Consider the following 21150-nt stretch of genomic DNA (forward strand, 5'->3'; position numbering starts at 1 on the left):
CCCTTGGTGAACCACGTCCCCGCGCGGGGACCTCAACGGCCGCGCGCGGGGAATTCCGATGGCCACGCGCGGGGAATTCCGATGGCCACGCGCGGAGACTTTCCGTGGCCGCCTATGGGGAGAATGCCATGGCCGCCGTCACCGGACGGCTCACGCGTTCCGTCCGGCGACGACGTCTGCACCTGCCGACGGCCTGGCCGTGGGCCGAGCAGTGGCTCGCCGCCTACGAGCGGCTCTGCGTGCTTCGCACCTGAGCAATCGCCCCGAGACCGCATGCTGCACGCCCCGACGGTCTCCAGCACGAACGCCACCGGACAACGGCGGTCTCGCACGCCCGGTTGCCGGCAGGCGCGACAAGCTCAGCAGCGAAGGACTTCGCCGCCTCCTGCGCGTGGTCGCGCTCCTCGGCCTCGCGGATCTCGGTCAGCATGCGCTTGGCGAGGGGCTGGATCGACCGCGACAGGGCTTCGGGGGCGTCGGCGACCGTGTGCGCCCAGCAGCGCTGCTCTCTGGCGTCGGGGAAGACGTCGCGAAGGGCGGCCCGACCTCGTGAGCCTCGCCGACCGCCGCGTTCAGCGCTCGCGGCGCAGCCGTTCGACTTCGGCCTGGAGCGCCCGGACCTGAGCTTCGAGCTCGAAGATCCGACCGATGCTCGCGAGCGTCATGCCTTCCCGCATCAGGTCGGCAGTCCGCTGGATGCGTTCCAGGTCGTTGCGGGAGTAACGGCGCTGCCCTCCTTCGGAGCGCGCCGGCCGCACCACGTTCTCGGCGTCCAAGCGACGCAGGAAGGCTGGCTGGACCCCGAGGAACGAGGACACCTGGCCGACCGTGAAGATCGGCGCTGCGTCGTCATCGAGTGGTAGGGGCATGGTCCAACGTTGTCCGCTCGTCGTGGTCAGGAGGCGGAGGGGGCTCGGGTGAGCCCACCTCCGCCGACGGAAGTTAAGTGCCTACGCCGCGGTGATCGCCGCGGGCTCGTGGGCAGCGGAGACGATCTCCACCTTGCGGGGCTTGGCCTGCTCGGCGATCGGGATGTGGATCGTGAGCACGCCGTCTCGGTACTCGGCCCGGATCTCGGCGGCGTCGAGCGCGTCGCCGAGGAACAGCTGACGGCTGAAGGCGCCGTGTGCCCGCTCGGCCATGACCGGCTCCGCGCCGTCGAGACTGGGCTGCGTGCGCTCGGCGCGCACCGTCAGGACGTTCCGCTCGACGGTGAGATCGATCTGCCCCGGGTCGACGCCGGGGAGATCCATCTGCACCACGTACTCGTCGCCCCGACGGTAGGCGTCGATCGGCATCGCGAGCGGCTGCGTCACGGTGCCGAGGAGCTGCTGGGTGAGCCGGTCGAGCTGACGGAACGGGTCGGTGCGCATCAACATGGCAGCTTCACCTCCTCACGTCCAACAACCTTTCCTACTCGGTCAGTATACATAAACATCTAACTCGAGATGTAATTCCCGGCCACGGCCGCCGGGCCCGGTCGGCTGGAGCGGCCCGGGCCGGGAGCCGGCCGCACGCCGCCGCCGAGGGTGCCGCTGCCGGGGCGCGGTGCGCAGGACGGGTAGCCTCGCAGCCGTGGAGCTCGGCAGGATCGGCGTTTGGACCTCGGCGCTCGACCGCCAGCCGGCGAGCGTCGCCCGGGAGGCGGCAGCGGAGATCGAGCAGCTCGGCTACGGGGCCCTCTGGGTAGGGGAGGCGACCCGGCGCGAGGCGTTCGCCAACGCCGCGCTCCTGCTCTCGGCGACGGAGCGGATCGTCGTGGCGACGGGGATCGCCAACATCTGGGTCCGGGACGCCACGTGCATGGCAGCGGGCCAGCGCACGCTCGCGGAGGCGTGGAACGGCCGGTTCCTCCTCGGCCTCGGCGTGAGCCACCAACCGCTCGTGTCGGCGAGGGGGCACCGCTACGAGCGGCCGCTCGCGGCCATGCGGGCCTACCTCGACGCGATGGACGCCGCCCCCTACGGCGCGCCGTCCCCGGCGCCGGGCACCCTCGTGCGGGTGCTCGCCGCGCTCGGGCCTCGCATGCTCCGGCTGTCCGCCGAGCGTGCCGACGGTGCCCACCCCTACCTCGTCCCGCCGGAGCACACGCGCTGGGCGCGCGAGCTGCTCGGGCCGGCCAAGCTCCTGTGTCCCGAGGTCCCGGTCGTCCTGGAGGAGGACCCGCGTCGGGCCCGCGAGATCGCCCGGCGTCACCTCGGTGCGTACCTGGCGCTCGAGAACTACCGGCGGAACCTTCTCCGGCTCGGATTCACGGCCGAGGAGCTGGCAGGGCCGGCCGCCGAGCGCGTCGTGGACGCCGTCGTCGCCTGGGGTGGGCTCGAGCGCGTCGTCCGCCGCGTCCGCGAGCACCTCGAGGCGGGCGCCGACCACGTCGCCGTGCAGGTCCTCGACGACGATCCCGCCCGGCTGCCTCGCCAGCAGTGGCGCGACCTCGCCGGCGCGCTCCTCGACTGAGGCCGACGGCGCCCGTTCGCGAGCGCACGGAGACGACGAGGAACGGGCATCGCGACGCGCGGATCGCCGGCTCATCGCTCGGTCGCATCGGGCGCGCTGGGCACCGGGGACGCCTCGGCGCTCGGCCAGCGACCGGCCTCCTCGTCAGGGCAGCGCGCGCCGGTCGTCGGGTGAACTCCCCGGGCATCCTCGAGCAGCACGCCGGCCGGCTCGGAAGCCGCGGCGGGGGGCCGAGCGGGAGTGCCCAGGGGCTCCTGCACGGCCAGGCGAGACGGCTTCACGCGCCCGAGGCCGGCGTTCCCCTACCCCCTGGCGTACGCTGACCCAAGGGGTGCAAACGCCGTAGCGAGCAGCTGAAGTTGGGGGAGGAAATCACTCTGCGTGGCGAGTATGCTCGATCGCGTGGTATGCGCCGGAACGCAGCAGGGGCCCGCGCGTCCATGAGGGACCTTGCCCCCATGATCTTCCGCCAGCGGCTGGTCATCGAGGGTACGTGCTCGGCACCGATCGACGGCGCAGGGATCGAGAAGTACCTCGCGAGCCTCTCCGACGTCCTCGACATGCGGCTCCTGCTCCACCCGGTCACGCACCGGTCGGACCGCTACGGTTGGGCCGGGTGGGTGCACTGGGAGGCATCCGGCGCCCACGTCTACGCGTGGGAGCAGCCCCTGCTGTTCTTCAGCGTCGACATCTACACCTGCAAGCCTTTCGACAGCGCGCGCGCGGCCGACTTCACGAGCACCTTCTTCAACGCCGACGACATCGACTACCAGGAGTTCTGACGTGGCACTGCCGGCGCTCGACCCGGCAACCCCCCCAGCCCGGCTCCGGCGCCTGGCAGGCGTGCTCGTCGACCTGAGCAGACCCGAGCCCTTCGGCCTCTACCTCGCCCGGCACGACGACCCGCTCAGCCAGTTCGCCCGCTACGTGGAGCAGCGAGTCTTCTACGAGACCTTCGGCGACTCGCCGGAGCTGCTGGCGGCCGAGTACGGCCCCTACGAGGCGTCGAGCATCTTCTTCTTCGTCCTCGACCATCGCCGGGGCCTTCCCGTCGGGATGACCCGGATCATCGTTCCGTCGGAGGCGGGGCTGAAGACGGCGAACGACCTGGAGCCGTGGTGGGGCGTGAGCTACCGGACGACGTGCGAGCGCAGCGGCATCCCGTGCCTCCCGGAGGCGACCTGGGACGTGGCGACCCTCGCGGTGACCCCCGAGTACCGCGGCTCGCTCACCGTCGGGCTCGTCTCGGCGGCCCTCTACCAGTCGCTCTCGATGACGGCGCTGCGCTGCCGCTGCGAGTGGTACCTCGCGATCCTGCACGCCTCGGTTCTGCGGATGCTGCAGTGGCGGATGCGGCGGCCCTTCGCGTACTTCGCGGGTATCGAGGCGCAGAGCTACCTCGGGTCCTCGCAGAGCCTCCCGGTCTACGGGCACCTGCCGACGTGGCACGCCCGTCTCGCGGCCGAGGATCCGCACCTGCACTCGATGATGTGCGAGGGGCGCGGGCTCGAGGCCGAGGTGCGCGCGCCGGACTGGGACGAGGCGGCGGCGAGCGTCGAGGCGATCCTGCCCAGGCCACGCGAGCTCGTGCTGGTCGCTGGCTAGCCTCCGGCCGCCCGGGCCTGCCAGGGTTGCCCCGGCCGGGCGGCACCTCGTGCCAGGCTCGCTCCGACGGCTACCCGACTCGCGACAGTGCTCGAGGGCCCGAGTCCTCGCCTCCCGCTAGCTCGCTGTGACGAGGCGGGAGCCGAGCTTGGCGAGTCGGGTCAGCTCGCCCTGCGCACGGGCCGCGGGGATGGGACGAGAGTACAGGTAGCCCTGGCCGAAGTCGCAGCCGAGGACGCGCAGCGCAGCGCCCTGCTGCGGCGTCTCCACCCCCTCGGCGACCGTCTGGACCTTGAGTGCCCGCGCCATCGCGATGATCGCCGGCACGAGCGTCTCGTCGGCCGGAGACTCGTCGCCGAGGAGGTCGACGAAGGCGCGGTCGATCTTGACGCGGTCGACGGGGAACTGGCGCAGGTAGGCGAGCGAGGAGTAGCCGGTGCCGAAGTCGTCGATGGAGAGCCGGACCTTGAGGGTCTTCAGCCTCGAGAGCACCTCGATCGCGTCGAGGGGATCCTCCATGAGGAGTGACTCGGTGATCTCGAGGTGGAGGTGCTCGCCGCTGATCCCGGCCGCCTCCAGCGCCTGCTGAACGGCGTCGATGAGGCCGGCGTCTCGCATCTGGCTGGTGGACAGGTTCACGGAGACGTGCAGGTGGTCGCTGTCCGGCAGGACCTGGCGCCACCGGCCGAGGTCCGCGCAGGCCTCGCTCAGCACCCACGCGCCGATGTCGATGATGAGGCCGCTGTCCTCGGCGATGGGGATGAACTTCATCGGCGGCAGCGGGCCCATCGTCGGGTGCTGCCAGCGCACGAGCGCCTCCGCGCCGTCGAGGCGCCCGGTCGCGAGCTCGACGATCGGCTGGTAGTGCAGGCGTAGCTCCCCGTTCGCGAGCGCGTGCCGCAGGTCGTGCTCGAGGGCCAAGCGCTCGCTCACCTGGCGGCGCATGGAGTGGTCGAAGACCGCCACGGCGTTGCGCCCCTGCGCCTTCGCCCGGTACATGGCGTTGTCGGCATCGCGAATCATCACCTCGGCCTCAGCCGATCCGCTCGCGTGATCCGCGAGCGTGACGCCGATGCTCGCGGTGACGAAGATCTCGCTGTCTCGCACGCGGAAGGGCTCGGTGAGGCTGCGGCGTACGCGCTCGGCGAGGCCGACCGCGTCGTCCAGGTTCGCGACGTCGGTGAGGACGATGACGAACTCGTCGCCGCCGATGCGGGAGATGAGGTCCCCCGAGCGGACGGCCGAGCGCAGCCGGTGGGCGACCTCGACGAGGAGCTCGTCGCCGTGCCCGTGCCCGAAGGTGTCGTTCACGAGCTTGAACCGGTCGAGGTCGAGGAAGAGCACCGCGACGTGGAGCCCGCGCAGGTTCGCCGTGCCGAGCGCCTCCTCGATGTAGTGCTGGACGAGGCCCCGGTTCGGCAGGCCGGTCAGCAGGTCGTGCGTGGCCTGGTGGGACAGGCGCGCCTCGGAGTTCATGCTGGCCTCGAGGGCGCGGAAGATCCGGTACGCGGCGGCGCCGATGAGGGCGAAGAGGGTCACCGACATCACCACGTGGTCGCTCACGGACCCGGGAACCTTGGTGATGAACAGCACCGCGGGGATGGCCAGTCTGCCCGCCACGATGACGAGGCGGGCGCGCGAGCGGAACGGGTCGGCCACGCGCCGCGGCGCGGAGAGCTCGATCATGTCCGGGTGGAGGCTGATCGCGCCGGCGACGACGAAAGCGAGCACGTACGGGGCGTCGAGCAGCTGCGAGGCGATGGTGACGCGGTGGAGCTCGGCGAGCATGTAGAGGATGTCCCCGACGAGGATGAGCATCGTCATCACGACGACCCATCTGGAGAGGGATCGCCGCTGCGAGCCGGGGCTGAACTTCAGGTGGAAGGCCACCGCGACGAGGAACGTCGACATCGTCGGGTACGCGATGAGCACGAAGCGCACCGGGATCGGCACGTGGTTGTGGACGAGCAGGGGTCGGATGAAGAAGACCCAGGCGCAGCTGAAGACCGCGAGTGACGCGATCGCGGCGTCGAGCATGATCTCGCCGCGATCGCTGGTCCGGAAGCGACGGGCGAACACGAAGCCGAGGAGCCCACCCATGAGGAGCAGGTACCCGGGGAGGACGAGGGCGTCAGGTACGAGCGAGCGCGTCGCGCCCAGGTTGCCGAGCGTGCTGTAGACGACGCGCAGGCTCCCGCCGATGACGAAGAGCACGACCGCGAGGCCGAGCGCGTACCAGCAGGAGACTCGTGGCGGGCGGTAGCGGACGATCCCGACGACGACCGCACCGAGCGCCGCGACGCCCGCGAGGGGGAAGGCGTAGGCCTCCAGCGGACCGGACACGTCGAGGACGTGGAGCAGCCACAGGCACAGTCCGCACGCCGCGAAGGCGCGTGACGCCGTGCTCGACGTCCTCGCGCGCTGCGAGGCCGCTCGGGCGGAGAAGCGGCGCCGCACGCCGCGCTCGGGCGCCCGCACCGCGTCGGCGTCGCAGGCGCCGACGGGCGGGAGCGGTTCAGCGGGTGGCACGCCGAACGCCCTCGCCGAGCCCACAGGCACGAGCCGGCCGCGAGACCACGACGCGGAAGGATACCCTCCAAGCCCTTCGAACTGGGGTTCCCTGCGGGGGACCGGCCCGCCGTCAGCGCGCATGGCCTCGCGCGCAACGGCGGGAAGAAGATGAGAGAGCTGACGCCCGGTAGATTTCACCCGTGCCGCACCTCCCGGGCGACGGTCGCCTGCGGTGGCGTCTCCACGGTCCCATCGGCACGCTGGCGCGCGTTCCTAAGGGCGGCGTGAGCACCCCGGGCGGCCGGGTGCCGCACGCCGGGGGCGGCGGGCGTGCGGGGGCTGAGCGGGCGGGCGCGCGCTGATGGCGCGCGCGCACGCCTCGAGGCGCGCTGGCGGGCAGGCGCCCGCCCGGTCCCGCGCCTCGAGGGCTGCGCTGTACCTGCTGGTCCCGCTCGCGCTGGCGGTCGCGGCCGCGCTCGTCGTCGGTCGAAGCCTCCCGGCGCGCCGGCCGCACGGGTGGGGGGGCGCGCTCCCCGCTGCGGTGCGCGTGCCGCCAGCACCGCCGGCGCCGGCGCAGGCTGCGGCCCATCGGGCCTCGACGGTCGATCCAGGCGAGCTTCCGCAGACGGACGCCAAGCCGACCGCCCATGATCCCGCCTTCCTCGCCCGCATGGCCGATCTGCTACGGGCCGTCGCGACGGGCCGGCCGGCGCTCGCCATGCCCGCGTTCTTCCCGCTCGCCGCCTACCTCCAGGTGAAGGCGATCACGGACCCCGCCGCGGACTGGCACGACCGGCTCGTCGCCGACTTCGCGGCCGACATCGAGACGCTCCACGCCGAGCTCGGGCCCGACGCACGCGCGGCACGCTTCGTCGGCGTGAGCGTGCCCGAGCAGGCTGCGGCGTGGATCGTGCCGGGCGTCGAGTACAACAAGGGCTCCTACTGGCGCGTCTACGGCACCCAGCTCGAGTACGCGCTCGGCGGGCGGATCGGGCGGTTCACGATCACCTCGCTCATCTCCTGGCGCGGCGAGTGGTACGTCGTGCACCTCGGTCCGATCCGCTGACCGGCACGCTCAGGGGCGTCTCTGGGGGCCGGGACTGGCGTCCCGGCCGTCGTAGACGAGGAAGCCACTCCCGTCCCGGCGGGCGCCGGGCGTGAGGGCATGGTGCGCGAACGTGCCGTTGGGCATGAGGTGGACGACGTCGACGCCTCGCAGGAGGAGGGCGGCGTCGGCGATGAGCCGCCGGTGGCAGCGCCACCAGAGGGTCTCGGCGCACAGCAGGGCGAGGAGACCGCTGGGGGGCGGCCCGGCTCGTTCGAGCCGCTCGGCGAGCACCTCGTCGAGGGCGTCGAGGAACTCGCTCGTCGTCATGTGGTCGGCGTAGGCGCGGAACGACGGGTGCCGCAGCGCGACGTTGGGCGAATCGGGGCGCCCGCGGCGGAAGCCTCCGAGCCGCGGCTCCCAGCGGTAGGCGATGCCGGCGTCGGCGAGCGCCGCGGCGAGCGGCTGGCGGGCGAGGTCGGGGTGGCGCCGGCTCCCCGGGTAGGAGCGGACGTCGACCACCGCCACGACCCCGCCGGCGGCGAGCCGATCGGCGAGCGCGCCGGCCGGCAGGCGGCCGTGGCCCGCAGTCGCGAGTGGGGGCGCGCTCGAGTCGACCGCCGCCCCTGCCGGCGGTCGAGGCCCGCTCACTCGGCCCGAGCCCCCCCGGGAAAGCGTGGGGCGCCTCGCGGGCGATGCGGAACGGGCCTGCTCACGCGCGGTGCCGGGCGCTGCGGATGGAAAGTCCGGTACGGCGGCGGTGGAGGCTGAGGTAGCTGAACGGCTCGTCCGCGACGAGCCGGCGGGGCGCGCCACGCGGCACGTGGACGAGCTGCAGCGGGCCGAGCCGGGCCCGGCCCGCGGCCGACTCGATGGTCCCCTCGCCCTCGAGGCCGAGGAGAAGGACGTCGACGTCGTCGTTCACGTGCGAGCCGACCTCGTCACCGGCCTCGAGGCGCGCGAGGTTGACGTTCAGGTCCGCGCTCTCCTCGAGCGCCCACAGCACCCCACGGCCGCTCGCGCCGCGAGCCACCTCGATCAGGTCGACGACCCCGGGTCCCGGCGAGCGCCGGCCTCGGCAGCGGTGCGCCACGCCGAGCGCCACGTTGGGCGCGCTGCCCGCTCCCTCGAGGGCGTAGGCGACCTCGTCGTCGATAGCCGCGCACTGCCCGAGGGACAGGACGCGCCGCTCGCTCGCGATCTCGAGCGCGAGCCTGCCCGAGAGGGCGACGATGACGAGGTGACCGTCGGCCTCCTGCTCGAGGCGTTCACCCGGCGCGAGGGTCACGGAGAAGACGCGCTGTCCGGCGCGCTCCGCGAGCACCCGCAGCGGGATCGCCTCCTCGCGTCCGGTGATCGCGGCGAAGGTGACGCTGCCGCTCCGCCCGGTGGCGTCGCCTCGCGTCACTCGAGCCGGCCTACGCGCTCGCTCTCGGCAGGATGGCGAGCTGCGTGGCTCGCACGACCGCCTCCGCCTTGGTGTGCGCGCCGAGCTTGACGAGGATCGCCTGCAGGTGGTTGCGCACGGTGTTCACGCTGATGGCGAGCTCCTTCGCGATCGACGCGTTCGTGGCGCCGCGCGCGACGAGCTGCAGCACCTCGAGCTCGCGAGCGGTGAGCGTGACGGGGGTGCGGAGTCGTTCCGGTGCGAGGCGCCCCACGAGCGACGGGATGAGGCGCACCGGGAGGGCCGCTGCGCCGAAGGCGAGGTCGTGGACGGCGCTCTCGAGGTCCTCGGCCGATGACTCCTTGACGAGGTAGCCGGCTGCGCCTGCCTCGATCGCCGCGACGGCGAGCGCCTCGTCGGCGTGCGTGCTCACGAGGGCAAGGCGCGCCGAGGTCCTCCCGCCGAGACGGCGGAGCAGCTCGAGGCCGCTCGCGTCGGCGAGCTGCTCGGCGACGAGGACGACATCGGGCTGGCTCGCGAGCACGGCGTCCTCCGCCTCGCCGAGCACCGGGCGCGCCGCGCGCACCGTCATCGCTTGGTGGCCTTCGAGGGCCCGAGCCAGGCGGTCGATGAAGGCCTCGTCGTCGTCGACGACGAGGACGGTGATGTTCGCGGCCACCGGGACCATCGTAGGCTCGCGCGCCGTCGCACCGTACGTGGGGGCACGCCTCCGGCCGCCTAGGCGCGCGGCGGCCCGAAGGCCTCGACGCGGCCGAATCCGGCGACGACGAGGAGCCCCTCGCCGGCGCTCGGGGCCGCGAGGCGCTCGGTTGCGATCGTTGGCACCGAGGCGACGACCCGTCCGCTCCTCGGGCTGAGCCCGACGAGCCGGGACCCGGTGAGGGTCCAGACGACGCCGCCAGCGATCGTGGGCGACCCGGCGCCCTCGACTCGGCTGCGCCACGCGAGCGCGAGGGATCGGGCCCCGACGGTGACGGCGCTCAGCGAGCCCCCAGGGCAAGGCACGTACACGCGCCGGCCGAGGACCGCGCTGCTGCCGATGGCAAAGCACACGTCGAGCGCGTCGAGGGCGCCGCCGATGCCGCCGAGGTGCTGGCGGTCGAGGAGGTAGGCACGCGCCTCCTTGCCGACGATGAACACCCGGTCCGGCCCGACGAGCACCGGGGAGGTCGAGCCGAGGTCGGCGTCGCTCGCGTTGTCGACAGCGAAGTCCCGAGGCGCGAACCACGAGAGGGGACGAAGCGTCGAGGAGAGCTCGAACACGGCATCGCCGCCGTCGAAGCGCGTCGTCGAGCTCCCGTTGCCCGTGGCGACGTAGACGTGGCCCGCGGGATCGACGGCGACCCCGCCGGGCGCCCAGATGCCACCCTCTCGCCGCGTGGGCACGGCGAACGAGAGGATCGGCCCCCGGCCGGTCTCGGGTACCCCGAGGAGGTAGCCGCGGTAGCGGCCGCAGTCTCCGTAGTTGCCTCCGAAGCCGACGAGCACCCGCCCGTCGTCCAGGGACAGCCCGGCCCGCTGCAGCTGGGCGGCAGCATCCCAGCCGGGGCGATCGAGGTCGCGCTGGAACAGGCGGTGGCCCTCGAGGGTGAAGGCCGCGAGCACGTGGCGGACCGTGCCGCCCTGCAGCGTGGCGGCCGAGACGAAGAGGCGCCGCAGGCGGGCGTCGATGACCATCGTGGACGTCACGCCGAGGCTCGGCGCGATGTCGCCGCAGGGGAGCGCGCCTGCGGGGACCGGCGTCCCGAGGTCGTGCTGCCACAGGATGCGCCCGTCGCTCGCGTCGAGGCTGTAGACGACGTCGCGCTCGGTTGCGACGAAGACCTGGCCGGCGAAGATGAGCGGCTCGCCGTAGATGGCGCCGTCCAGGTGGGGGCTGCGCCAGCGCGCCCGCAGTGGCAGGAGGGGCGGGCTGATCGGCTGGAGCCCGAGGCGGGCGGGGTCGCCGCCGTAGGTGGTCCACGCAGGCTGGCGCGCGACGAGCGACGCGCCGGGCGACGCGGGTGCCGCGGCCGAGAGGGGCAGCGTGCACGCGACGGCGAGGGCGGTGCAGGCGAACGAGACCGGTCGTGCCCGCATGGCGCAATGATGACCCGCGGCCGCGCCGTTTCCCGGTCACGGCTCGGCGCCGTGCTAGGACGGTGCGCGGCGTCCACCGCTCCTCGGCGTCGGTGCGCCCGGTGGCGGGGACGGGCGAGGCCGCACGGGACGCTCGCGGCGAGTGGCGCCGCGTCAGACGAGCGAAGGGGGTTCGCGGTGGGAGGCTTCGCAGCGCTGCTCGCGCCGGAGTCGGAGGCGCTGCCGGCGAGGATCGCCGAGCTCACCCTCGAGGAGCTCGAGGACGACGACGTCACGGTCGCGATCGAGTGGTCGAGCCTGAACTACAAGGACGCGCTCGCCGTGACCGGCAGGGGTCGCATCGTCCGGAAGACGCCGATGGTCTGCGGCATCGACCTCGCCGGCCGCGTCGCGTCGAGCCGCGACGGGGCGCTGCAGACCGGCGAGCTCGTGGCGGTGACGGGCTGCGGGCTCGGGGAGGACCACTTCGGCGGGTACGCGGCCTACGCGCGCGTTCCGGCGGCGTGGTGCGTGCCCCTGCCGCCGGGGATCGACGCCTACGCGGCGATGGCGCTCGGGACGGCAGGCGTGACCGCCATGCTCGCCATCCTCGCGCTCGAGCGGAACGGCTCGGGTGCCGACGCGCTCGACGGCCTCCCCCTGCTCGTCACCGGTGCGTCCGGCGGCGTCGGCTCGCTCGCCATCGTGCTGGCCGCGCGCCTCGGCTACCAGGTCCTCGCCTCGACGGGGCGACTCGGCGAGGCCGCCTACCTGCGGAGCCTCGGTGCTCACGACATCCTGGCGCGCGAGGAGCTCGCCGGGTCGCCGCCCCGGCCGCTCGAGCATGTCCGCTTCGGGGCGGCGATCGACGTGGTCGGCGGGCGCACCCTCGCCCACGTCCTCGCAGCGACCCGGCCCGGGGGGACGGTCGCCGCCTGCGGGCTGGCTGGAGGCGCGGACCTCCCGACGTCGGTGCACCCGTTCATCCTCCGGGGGGTCACCCTGGCGGGCATCAACTCCGTCCACCTCGAGCCGGAGCTCCGCCGATCGGTGTGGGCTCGCCTCGCTCGGGACATGCCACTCGACCTGCTCGATCGCATCACGACGCGGGCGCACCTCGCCGACGTGCCGCGCCTCGCGCAGGAGCTCCTCGCGGGGCAGGTGCGCGGCCGCGTCGTCGTCGCGCCCGAGCCGCCGGCGTCGTGACGCCGCTGCCAGGAGGTTGCTCAGCTCGCCGGGCTGGCGCCCTCGCCTGCCGGCTGGGCCGAGGCGGTCGGGACGCGGAAGAGGTTGTCACGGTAGAAGGCGAGCTCTGCGACGCTCTCGCGGATGTCGTCGAGCGCGCGATGGGCCCCCGCCTTGCGCGGCGCCTTCCGGTAGAGGGCGGGATACCACCGCTTGCACAGCTCCTTCACCGTCGACACGTCGATCGACCGGTAGTGGAGGTACTGGTCGATCTCGGGCAGGTGGTAGCTGAGGAAGCGCCGGTCCACGCCGATCGAGTTGCCGCACAGCGGCACCCGCCCGGGCACCGGCGCGTAGCGCTTGATGAACTCGAGCGTCGCCGCGCCGGCTTGCTCGAGGGTGACCTGCGACGACGCGATCGCGTCGAGCAGGCCGGACGAGGCGTGCATGGCGCGCACGACGTCGTCCATCTCGGCCAGCTGCTCCGGTGACGCCTTGACGACGAGGTCCGGACCCTCGGCGAGGATCGACAGGTCATCGTCGGTGGCGAGCGTGGCGATCTCGACGATGACGTGGCGCCTCGGGTCGAGCCCCGTCATCTCGAGATCCATCCAGATCAGCACGCTCGCGATCGTAGTGACCGGGGCCTTCCGCGGCGCCTGGGTGGACCCGCCTGCGTCGGCTGGATAGGTTGCGCCGGTGCGCGAGGTGGGCATGGTCCTCTCCGGCGGCGCCTTCGGGCCGCCTGCCTACCAGCATGACGGTGACGCCGGCGCCGACCTCCTGGCGCGCGAGGGCGCGCTCCTCGCTCCGGCGGGCGGCAGGTCGGTTGTCCCGACCGGTGTCGCGCTCGAGATCCCGGAGGGGTGCGCGGGCCTCGTCCTGCCGCGCAGCGGCCTCGCCGCGCGCCACGGCGTGACGTGCCTGAACGCCCCCGGCCTCATCGACAGCGGGTACCGAGGGGAGATCCAGGTCGTACTGGTGAACACCGATCCGACCGAGGCCTACGAGGTCCGCCCGGGCGACCGGATCGCCCAGCTGCTCATCGTCCCCTACGTCACGGCGTGCTTCGTGGCGCGGACCTCGCTCGCGGCGACGAGCCGTGGGCAGGGAGGCCTCGGCCACACGGGGCGGTGAGCCCCGCCGTGGCGTCGTGCCGGCGGGTGCAGCCGACGCGCCTCGTTGGTAATCTACGGGCGACGCGGACGTGGCTCAGTTGGTAGAGCATCACCTTGCCAAGGTGAGGGTCGCGGGTTCGAGTCCCGTCGTCCGCTCGCAGTAGAGGTCGCGGCCGTCCGGCACATGCTCGGGCTGCGAGGCGTCCCCGCGGCGGTCACCGCCGCCCACGGTGGCAGGTGCTGGTCGACGACCCCGACGAGACGTACTCGGCTCCCGAGCCTCGAGCCTGGACAGGTGGCCTCGCGCGCTCCCGGCGAGCGGCGCGCCGTGACCAGGGCCCTGCCGAGCAGAACAACGCCGCCTACACGCTCTCGCGCGCTCCCGGCGAGCGGCGCGCCGTGACCAGGTGCGCGCTGCGACGTGGCGCCCCTGAGGCGGCCGTCGACGACCCCCCTCAGGTCCTCGTCCTGTCCTGTGCGCCGCCGGTTCGCGGCGACGCACGGACCTGGGCATCGTCGCCGCAGGGGCGCGGCGCGAGCTTCACCTGGATGAGCGAGCCACGGCGCGCCCGGTCAGCCGCGGGCGCCGCCCGATCCGTAGGGGCGGGTCAGCACCTCGAGGTTGTGGCCGTCGGGGCCGGAGAAGTAGAAGCCGCGGCCGCCGTCTCGGGCGTTCAGCTCGCCTCGTCGCTGGTGGGCGGGATCGGCGAAGTAGTCGATCCCTTCGGCCTTCACGCGCTCGAAGATCGCGGCGAAGTCCTCGTCGTCGACGAGGAAGGCGTAGTGCTGGGGCTGCACATCGCTCGCGTCGTCGAAGTCGAGCGAGACGTCGTTGCCCGTCGCCACGGTCACGAAGTGCCCGAACCGCTGCGGCGGCCCGAGGCCGAGGATACGCGCCACGAAGGCAGCCGACTCGTGCTTGTCGCGGCTTCGGACGATCGTGTGGTTCAACCGGACGGTCATCGTCGACCTCCCCTGCCACCGCGTCGGCCGATCTCGCGCTGCGTGTCGCCACTCCATCCTACGGCCGAGGGCGACCAGCCTGCTGGTGCTCTCGTCGCGGACGAGCTCGATCGTGTGCCCTCGGGCGCACCGCAGGCGCCGCGCACCACGAGCGTGTCGGGGGCGGGCGACGTCGGCTCGGGCCCGCCGACCCGCGGCGCAGGGCGGCAGCCACCGGGCCGATGAGGAGGGCGAGGCGCGCGGCGCCGCTCGCACGGTGGCGCCGGGTTCGTCCCGGCGACCGCCGAGAGGTGTCGACGCGGGAGCGGGTCAGTGACGGTCCCGGACGACGACGACCGAGCAGCGTGCCTGGCGCACGCAGTTCTCGCCGACCGAGCCGAGGAGGAGCCCCGCGAACCCGCCGTAGCCGCGATCTCCCACGACGAGCAGCTCGGCGTCGTGCGCCGCCTCGACCAGTACCTCCGTCGGGTTGCCCCGGATCACCATCGGCACGACCTCGAGGGGGTGCTCCTTGCCGAGCACCTTGTTGACCGTCCGTTCGAGGACCTGCTGTGCCTCCTGCTCGAGAGCTTGTGCGCTGATGGGCGCGAAGCCGAAGCCCAGGACGTTCTCCCAGGCGATCACGGCGTGCAGCTCCGCACCCCGCAGCGTCGCGTACCTCGCCGCCCAGCGGAGGGCCGCCGCGCTGTTCGGCGAGCCGTCGACGCCGACCACGACGACCGGTCCGTCCTCGGTGCTCACCGACACGACGATCGCCCCCACACGTCCGCGCGCCGCGAGGCGTGCCCCGCCGACGCCTCCTCGCGCGAGGGCGGATCATCCCGCCGCCGCGGGGCGCACGTGGTGCCACTACATCCTCCAGGACCCACCGCCGCCCTCCCGGCGTCTCCGACAGCTCCGCTTCCCGGCAAGTCCGCCACGAAGCTAGGGCCGGGCCGCAGCAGCGGGCAGGGCCGAACGGCCTTACCGCGCACCCTTCTGGGCGCCGGGCCTGCCCGGTCCGCAGGCGTGCTGCTCGGGCTGTCCGCGGCCGATGACCTTCGCCTCTGTCGGGCGATCGCTCACGCGCCCAACCTGGTGGGGACCCGGCGAGCGCGCGACCAAGGGGGCTGTATGCAGGACTTCTTCAAGCTGGCGAGCGCTGGCCCCGTCTTCTTCCTGAGCGCCTGGATCCTCATGGTCTTCGCGGGCGCGATCGGCCAGGACCTCGGCATCCGGCCGTTCGGCTACGTGACCTCGATGGTGGCGACCATCGCGCTGTGGCTCGTGCTTGCGCCCGCGATCGGGGCGATCGCCCGCGTCGGTCGGCACCGTTAGGCCGGATCGAGCGACCACCCGGTCACGCCGCGGCGCGGCCGGGTCGGAGCCAGCAGAACCCGGCTCAGGCCGGGGCCTTCGAGCGGGCGAGCGACCGCCTGGAGAAGGCGCGAGGAGCGCCCCGGGCTGGGGCCGCGCGCGAGCCGGCGACCTCGACGAGCGGCCGCGAGCTGGCACGCGGCTCGAGCTCGGGCAGCCGTCTCCCCTCGTTCGAGCGAGCGGCTGCACAGCGCTACGGTGTCCGACCGTGGACAGAGGGCGCGACGTCGGCGGTCACCGGCCGAACCGCCTGGTCGGCGGCGCGTGCTGTCGCCAGGCCCGCCGACGCGACGAAGCCCGCCGCTCGCCGGTGCTCGTGCCGGCCCCACGAGCGGATGCGGCCCCGTGCGCCTGAGCCCGCACGAGCAGGAGCGCCTGATGATCTCGCTGGCAGCGATGGTCGCTCGCGAGCGGCGCGCGAGAGGTCTGCGCCTCAACTACCCAGAGGCGGTGGCGATCATCGCGTCCTTCGTCCTGGAAGGCGCACGCGAGGGGCGCAGCGTCGCAGAGCTCGCGTCGGCGGGCCGGTCCGTCCTCCGCCGCGACGACGTCATGGAGGGTGTTCCCGAGATGATCGACGTGGTCCAGGTCGAGGCGACGTTCCCCGATGGCACGAAGCTCGTGACCGTCCACTCGCCCATCGTGTGAGCGTCGGGGGCGAACGTGCAGGACGCGGAGCGGCTCGTACCGGGCGAGGTGATCGTGTGCGACGAGCCGGTCACCGTCGTGGCCGACCCGGAGATCGAGCTCACCGTGATGAATGGCGGCGATCGGCCCATCCAGGTCGGCTCGCACTACCACTTCGCGGAAGCGAACCCCGCGTTGCGCTTCGACCGTGAGAGCGCCTGGGGGATGCGGCTCGCCATACCGGCAGGGACCTCGGTGCGCTTCGAGCCCGGCATCGAGCGACGGGTCGGGCTCGTCGCGCTGCGCGGCCGTCGCCGCGTGCTCGGGCTGCGTGGCCTCGTGGGCGGGCCGCTGGACCGGGGAGCGGCGTTGTGACGTCACTCCCTCGAGACCGCTACGTCGCCCTCTACGGGCCCACGGTCGGCGACCGCATTCGCCTCGCCGACACGAACCTGCTCGTCGAGGTCACCGAGGACCGCTGCGGGCCCGGAGACGAGGCGATCTTCGGGGGCGGGAAGGTGATCCGCGAGTCGATGGGCCAGGCGGCGGTGACGCGCGCCGAGGGCGCGCCGGATCTCGTGATAACCGGGGCGGTCGTCCTCGACTACTGGGGTGTCGTGAAGGCGGACGTGGGCGTTCGAGACGGAAGGATCGTCGCGCTCGGCAAGGCTGGCAACCCGGACACCGTCGACGGCGTGCATCCGGCGCTCGTCGTGGGGCCGAGCACGGAGGTGCTCGCGGGCAACGGCCTCATCCTCACCGCGGGCGGCATCGACTGTCACGTGCACCTCATCACGCCGGGGATCCTGGAGGAGGCTCTCGCCAGCGGGATCACCACGATCATCGGTGGGGGCACGGGACCTGCCGAGGGCACGCGAGCGACGACGGTCACCCCCGGCGCCTGGTACCTCGCGCACATGCTGCGGGCGCTCGACGCGTGGCCGGTCAACGTCGCGCTCCTGGCCAAGGGGAACACGGTCTCGCGAGCAGCGCTCGAGGAGCAGCTCCTCGCCGGCGCGTCGGGGTTCAAGCTCCACGAGGACTGGGGCTCGACCCCCGCGGCGATCGACGCCTGCCTCGAGGTCGCCGACCGCTTCGGCGTCCAGGTCACGATCCACACCGACACGATCAACGAGGCGGGCTACGTCGGCGACACGCTGGCCGCCATCGCCGGCCGCACCATCCACGCCTACCACACCGAGGGCGCCGGTGGCGGCCATGCGCCGGACATCATCACCGTGGCGAGTGCACCGAACGTCCTCCCTTCCTCCACGAACCCGACGATGCCGCACACGCAGAACACCATCGACGAGCACCTCGACATGCTCATGGTGTGCCACCACCTCAACCCGAGGATCCCCGAGGACCTCGCGTTCGCCGAGAGCAGGATCCGGGCGACGACCATCGCCGCCGAGGACGTCCTGCACGATCTCGGGGCCATCTCGATGATCGGGTCCGACTCCCAGGCGATGGGTCGAGCCGGCGAGGTGATCCTGCGGACCTGGCAGACCGCGCACGTCATGAAGGCGAGGCGCGGGGCGCTTCCCGGCGACGGCAGGGCTGACAACACACGCGCGAGGCGGTACGTCGCGAAGTACACGATCTGTCCGGCCATCGCGCACGGGCTCGAGGCAGAGGTCGGATCGGTGGAGCCGGGCAAGCTCGCCGATCTCGTACTGTGGTCACCGGCCTTCTTCGGCGTCCGGCCCCACGTCGTGCTCAAGTCCGGCATGATCGTCTGGGCCCACCTCGGCGACGCCAACGCTTCGATACCGACACCGGAGCCCGTGCTCGCGCGGCCGATGTTCGGTGCGGCAGCGCGAGTGGCAGCCGAGCTCAGCGTGGCGTTCGTCGCCCCCGCTGCGCTCGAGCGGGGCGTCGCTGACCAGCTGGACCTGCGTCGTCGGCTCGCCCCGGTCGCCGATGTGCGCCGCCGCACGAAGGCGGACCTGCCCAACAACGGGGCGACCCCGGAGATCCGCGTCGATCCCGACAGCTTCAGCGTCCGCATCGACGGCGAGGAGGTCGAACCCGTCCCGGCGACCACGCTGCCGCTCGCCCAGCGCTACTTCCTCTTCTGATGTCGCTCACGGCCGATGCTGTCGTCGAGCTGCGGATCGGGCGGGCCGCGCGCCGAGGCTCGCGGACGCTCGGATCTCGGCCCTCTGGACGGGCCTGGCGGCCGGTGCGAGCGAGGGGGCGCGCCCGTCTGAACGCTCGCGCGGCGTGCCGCGTGCCAGCCGGTGCGCGCCCCGCTCGCGGCCGCGCTGCGGCAGGGGCTCGGAGCGCGGACGGCGCGCCTGCCCAGTCGATCGGGCCTACCCCACGCGCCCCGACCCGTCGCTCCGAGCGGGCGGGTGCGGTGCGACCGTGCGAGGCGGCGCGGTGCGGGCTCGCGCGCACCGGCGCGACATGAGCCGCTTCCTGGCGCTCGTCCTCGCAGATGCCCGTTTCCCCGCGGGCAGCCACGCCCACTCCGGCGGCGCCGAGCAGGCGGTCGACGACGGCCTCGTCGTGGACGTCGTGTCGCTGGAGGGCTTCCTCGCCGGCCGGCTTGAGTCCAGCGGTCAGCTCGACGCCTGCGCCGCCGCCCGGGCGTGCGTCACCACTGCCGGCCTTGGCCCTGGCGCGCGCCTGCGCGCCGCGCTCGACGGCCTGGCGGCGGCCCTCGACGCGAGGTTGCCATCGCCGGCAGCACGCGACGCCTCGCGAGCGCAGGGTCGGTCCCTGCTCGCGGCCGTCGGCGACGCGTTCGGCCGCGAGGCGCGCGCGGCGATCGCCGAGCTCGGGGAGGGCGGGGACCACCTCGCGATCGCGACGGGTGTCGCGGCAGCCCTCGCAGGCCTCACGGAGGTCGATGCAGCCCTCCTCGCCGCCTACCACTCGATCGTCGTCCCTGCGTCGGCGGCGCTGCGGCTCCTCGGCCTCGACCCGGTCGCCGTCGCCGCGGGCCTCGTCCGTCTCGGCGAGCGATGCGAGGCGCTGGCCGAAGAGGCTGGCCAGGCCGCGCGAACGGGCGGGCAGCTCCCGGCGCCGGCAAGTCCGAGCCTCGACCTCCTACTGGAGCGCCATCGTGAGCGGAAGGAGCGCCTCTTTGCATCGTGAGCACGTAACGGGCGGAGGCGCGATGCCGCGCCGCTCCGGCCAGGTGCAGGGTGGCCGGCGCCGGGCGGTGCGCATCGGCGTCGGCGGACCGGTGGGCAGCGGGAAGACCGCGCTCGTCGGGGCGATCTGCCGGGCGATGCGCGACCGCCTGGAGATGGGGGTCGTGACGAACGACATCTACACGACCGAGGATGCGCAGTTCCTGCGTCGAGCGGCGGTCCTCGAGGCCGAGCGGATCGCGGCCGTGGAGACGGGGTGCTGTCCGCACACGGCGATCCGCGACGACATCGCGGCCAACCTGCGGGCCGTTGCCGAGCTGGAGGCCCGATTCCCGCTCGACCTCGTCCTCGTCGAGTCCGGGGGGGACAACCTGACGGCCACCTTCAGCTACGGCCTGGTGGACGCCCAGATCTTCGTCATCGACGTCGCTGGCGGAGACAAGGTTCCCCGCAAGGGGGGACCCGGGATCGTCCGCTCGGATCTGCTCGTCGTGAACAAGACCGACCTCGCGCCGCTGGTCGGCGCCGACCTCGAGGTCATGGCGGCCGACGCAGACGCCCGCCGCGGGGAGCGGCCGACGCTGTTCGTCTCCGTGCGCACCGGCGAGGGGCTGGAGGACGTCTTCCGCTGGGTCGCCGAGCGGGCCGGGCCCGGGGCGGGCGTCGATTCGATCCCGTCGTGAACGTCGACGGGCGCGTCGTCGTGCGCGCCGAGCGCAGGTCGTCGCACACGGTGCTCTCGCGCCTCGAGTGCGCCGGCGTCCTCGCCGCTCGATCGACTCCCTGGGGCCTCTACCTCGTCGCCGCCGGTGCGAGTCCGGTAGGGGTGGACCGTCTCGAGGTCGACCTCGAGCTCGGCGAGGGGGCCGAGCTCGAGGTGCGCACCCTGGGGGCCACGCTCGCGCGCAGGGGCAGCCGAGCGGGCGCCTCGAGGGCGACGACACGCGCCGTCGTGCGCGACGGGGCGGCTCTTGCCTACCTGCCCGAGCCCGGAATCGCATGCGTCGGCGCTCGGCACCGGTGCGAGGCAGTGATCGACGTCGCCCCGACGGCGCGGCTGTGCTGGCGCGACGAGGTGGTGCTCGGCCGGCACGGCGAGCGCGTGCCGGGCAGCTGGTGGAGCGCCCTGTCGATCGCTCGTGGTAGCCGGCCGCTCCTCGCCAGCGAGCTGGGCCTTGGCCCCGCTGCGCCGCTGTGGCAATCGCCCGTCGCGCTCGACGGCGCGCGAGCCGTCTCCAGCGTCGTCCTCGTCGCGCCGGAGCTCGATGCCCGACCGGCGACGAGCGAGGTCCCCGGCGCTCGCGGCGGGCGCTTCCCGCTCGCGGGCCCGGGGGTGGAGGTGATCGCGCTCGGCGAGTCGCTCGCCGCCTGTCGAGCGGTCGTCGACTCGCTCCTCGCGCCGCTCAGCACGTCCGACTGCCTCGTCGAGCAGGCGCGCACGGTGATCGCCGGCGCGCGCCTGCGGCGCGCATGATGCACGCCGCAGGTGCCAGGTCCGGTCGGCGTGTGGCTGTCGGCGCCGCGCGCCGGCGCGCCGACTGCAGCGGGGTCTACGCCATCGGCGCGACCGCCACCCGCAGCGCGTCGAAGGTGCCGACCGTCGCGCTGCGCTGGGCGACGACGCGGACGCGCTCACCGGCAGCGAGGTTCGCGAACGACGGGTTCGTCACGCCCGGGTCCCGGTAGGTGGTGGCGCCGCTCACGTCGACGGTG

General features: G+C 73.5%; 24 protein-coding genes and 1 tRNA gene. 15 read left to right on the forward strand and 10 right to left on the reverse strand.

Annotated elements, in window-relative coordinates:
* Positions 1–128 precede the first annotated feature (128 nt).
* Complete coding sequence (locus VKV23_05875; GenBank protein ID HLI15562.1) at positions 129–254, forward strand: hypothetical protein; 126 nt, start codon at positions 129–131, stop codon at positions 252–254.
* 318 nt (positions 255–572) lie between these two features.
* Here VKV23_05875 and VKV23_05880 read toward each other — a convergent pair whose 3' ends face one another.
* Both VKV23_05880 and VKV23_05885 read right to left on the reverse strand, forming a co-directional pair.
* Complete coding sequence (locus VKV23_05880) at positions 573–869, reverse strand: MerR family transcriptional regulator (protein HLI15563.1); 297 nt, start codon at positions 867–869, stop codon at positions 573–575.
* Between the two features lie 81 nt (positions 870–950).
* Positions 951–1379, reverse strand: a complete 429-nt coding sequence (locus VKV23_05885; protein HLI15564.1) for an Hsp20/alpha crystallin family protein — start codon at positions 1377–1379, stop codon at positions 951–953.
* Between the two features lie 196 nt (positions 1380–1575).
* Here VKV23_05885 and VKV23_05890 point away from each other — a divergent pair, with 196 nt between their 5' ends.
* The 3 genes from VKV23_05890 to VKV23_05900 all read left to right on the forward strand — a co-directional run bounded on the left by VKV23_05890 (position 1576) and on the right by VKV23_05900 (position 4062).
* Positions 1576–2457, forward strand: a complete 882-nt coding sequence (locus VKV23_05890; GenBank protein ID HLI15565.1) for an LLM class F420-dependent oxidoreductase — start codon at positions 1576–1578, stop codon at positions 2455–2457.
* A 458-nt stretch (positions 2458–2915) separates the two neighbouring features.
* Positions 2916–3239: an S-adenosylmethionine decarboxylase gene (locus tag VKV23_05895; GenBank protein ID HLI15566.1), complete on the forward strand. Its 324-nt coding sequence runs from the start codon at positions 2916–2918 to the stop codon at positions 3237–3239.
* A 1-nt stretch (position 3240) separates the two neighbouring features.
* Positions 3241–4062 (forward strand): hypothetical protein, encoded by an 822-nt coding sequence (locus VKV23_05900; GenBank protein ID HLI15567.1) that lies wholly within the window; start codon positions 3241–3243, stop codon positions 4060–4062.
* A gap of 117 nt (positions 4063–4179) precedes the next feature.
* On the opposite strand, the gene VKV23_05905 is transcribed toward VKV23_05900, so the two are convergent.
* A complete protein-coding gene (locus tag VKV23_05905; protein ID HLI15568.1) occupies positions 4180–6591 on the reverse strand; it encodes an EAL domain-containing protein in 2412 nt (803 codons plus the stop codon).
* A gap of 343 nt (positions 6592–6934) precedes the next feature.
* On the opposite strand from VKV23_05905, the gene VKV23_05910 reads away from it, so the two are divergent.
* Positions 6935–7639, forward strand: coding sequence for a hypothetical protein (locus VKV23_05910; GenBank protein HLI15569.1), 705 nt, complete (start codon positions 6935–6937; stop codon positions 7637–7639).
* 9 nt (positions 7640–7648) lie between these two features.
* Here VKV23_05910 and VKV23_05915 read toward each other — a convergent pair whose 3' ends face one another.
* From VKV23_05915 to VKV23_05930, 4 genes are all read right to left on the reverse strand, one after another.
* Entirely contained in the window at positions 7649–8269 is a 621-nt protein-coding gene (locus tag VKV23_05915; GenBank protein HLI15570.1) for a DUF488 domain-containing protein, read from the reverse strand.
* A 61-nt stretch (positions 8270–8330) separates the two neighbouring features.
* Positions 8331–9026 carry a hypothetical protein gene (locus VKV23_05920; protein ID HLI15571.1) on the reverse strand — a complete coding sequence of 232 codons (696 nt, stop codon included), beginning with the start codon at positions 9024–9026 and terminating at the stop codon, positions 8331–8333.
* Positions 9027–9036: 10 nt separating this feature from the next.
* Positions 9037–9684 (reverse strand): response regulator transcription factor, encoded by a 648-nt coding sequence (locus VKV23_05925; GenBank protein ID HLI15572.1) that lies wholly within the window; start codon positions 9682–9684, stop codon positions 9037–9039.
* A gap of 59 nt (positions 9685–9743) precedes the next feature.
* Positions 9744–11105, reverse strand: a complete 1362-nt coding sequence (locus VKV23_05930; GenBank protein ID HLI15573.1) for a PQQ-binding-like beta-propeller repeat protein — start codon at positions 11103–11105, stop codon at positions 9744–9746.
* A 177-nt stretch (positions 11106–11282) separates the two neighbouring features.
* Between VKV23_05930 and VKV23_05935 the strand changes: the two genes are divergently transcribed.
* Positions 11283–12290, forward strand: coding sequence for an MDR family oxidoreductase (locus VKV23_05935; protein ID HLI15574.1), 1008 nt, complete (start codon positions 11283–11285; stop codon positions 12288–12290).
* Between the two features lie 20 nt (positions 12291–12310).
* Here the strand turns inward: VKV23_05935 and orn are convergent, their stop codons facing one another.
* Positions 12311–12892 carry an oligoribonuclease gene (gene orn, locus VKV23_05940; protein ID HLI15575.1) on the reverse strand — a complete coding sequence of 194 codons (582 nt, stop codon included), beginning with the start codon at positions 12890–12892 and terminating at the stop codon, positions 12311–12313.
* A 76-nt stretch (positions 12893–12968) separates the two neighbouring features.
* On the opposite strand from orn, the gene dut reads away from it, so the two are divergent.
* Together dut and VKV23_05950 are read left to right on the forward strand one after the other, a co-directional pair.
* Entirely contained in the window at positions 12969–13406 is a 438-nt protein-coding gene (gene dut / locus VKV23_05945) for a dUTP diphosphatase (protein ID HLI15576.1), read from the forward strand.
* 64 nt (positions 13407–13470) lie between these two features.
* Positions 13471–13543 (forward strand) — tRNA-Gly (locus VKV23_05950).
* Between the two features lie 417 nt (positions 13544–13960).
* Here the strand turns inward: VKV23_05950 and VKV23_05955 are convergent.
* Both VKV23_05955 and VKV23_05960 read right to left on the reverse strand, forming a co-directional pair.
* The gene (locus VKV23_05955; GenBank protein HLI15577.1) at positions 13961–14350 is read right to left on the reverse strand and encodes a VOC family protein; all 390 of its coding nucleotides are present in this window, start codon (positions 14348–14350) and stop codon (positions 13961–13963) included.
* A 309-nt stretch (positions 14351–14659) separates the two neighbouring features.
* The gene (locus VKV23_05960) at positions 14660–15091 is read right to left on the reverse strand and encodes a universal stress protein (protein HLI15578.1); all 432 of its coding nucleotides are present in this window, start codon (positions 15089–15091) and stop codon (positions 14660–14662) included.
* A 372-nt stretch (positions 15092–15463) separates the two neighbouring features.
* Between VKV23_05960 and VKV23_05965 the strand changes: the two genes are divergently transcribed.
* The 7 genes from VKV23_05965 to VKV23_05995 all read left to right on the forward strand — a co-directional run bounded on the left by VKV23_05965 (position 15464) and on the right by VKV23_05995 (position 20911).
* Complete coding sequence (locus tag VKV23_05965) at positions 15464–15667, forward strand: hypothetical protein (GenBank protein HLI15579.1); 204 nt, start codon at positions 15464–15466, stop codon at positions 15665–15667.
* A 384-nt stretch (positions 15668–16051) separates the two neighbouring features.
* Positions 16052–16354, forward strand: coding sequence for an urease subunit gamma (locus VKV23_05970; protein HLI15580.1), 303 nt, complete (start codon positions 16052–16054; stop codon positions 16352–16354).
* Positions 16355–16369: 15 nt separating this feature from the next.
* Positions 16370–16708, forward strand: a complete 339-nt coding sequence (locus VKV23_05975) for an urease subunit beta (GenBank protein HLI15581.1) — start codon at positions 16370–16372, stop codon at positions 16706–16708.
* Positions 16705–18414 carry an urease subunit alpha gene (locus VKV23_05980; protein HLI15582.1) on the forward strand — a complete coding sequence of 570 codons (1710 nt, stop codon included), beginning with the start codon at positions 16705–16707 and terminating at the stop codon, positions 18412–18414. Before VKV23_05975 ends, VKV23_05980 begins: the two co-directional genes overlap by 4 nt.
* A 304-nt stretch (positions 18415–18718) precedes the next feature.
* Entirely contained in the window at positions 18719–19438 is a 720-nt protein-coding gene (locus VKV23_05985; GenBank protein ID HLI15583.1) for an urease accessory UreF family protein, read from the forward strand.
* Between the two features lie 22 nt (positions 19439–19460).
* Entirely contained in the window at positions 19461–20120 is a 660-nt protein-coding gene (gene ureG / locus VKV23_05990; protein HLI15584.1) for an urease accessory protein UreG, read from the forward strand.
* Positions 20117–20911: an urease accessory protein UreD gene (locus VKV23_05995; GenBank protein ID HLI15585.1), complete on the forward strand. Its 795-nt coding sequence runs from the start codon at positions 20117–20119 to the stop codon at positions 20909–20911. The genes ureG and VKV23_05995 overlap by 4 nt, the downstream gene beginning before the upstream one ends.
* The last annotated feature ends 239 nt before the right edge of the window (positions 20912–21150 follow it).

The sequence above is a fragment of the Acidimicrobiales bacterium genome (genome assembly GCA_035294085.1).
Lineage (GTDB): Bacteria > Actinomycetota > Acidimicrobiia > Acidimicrobiales > Bog-793 > DATGLP01.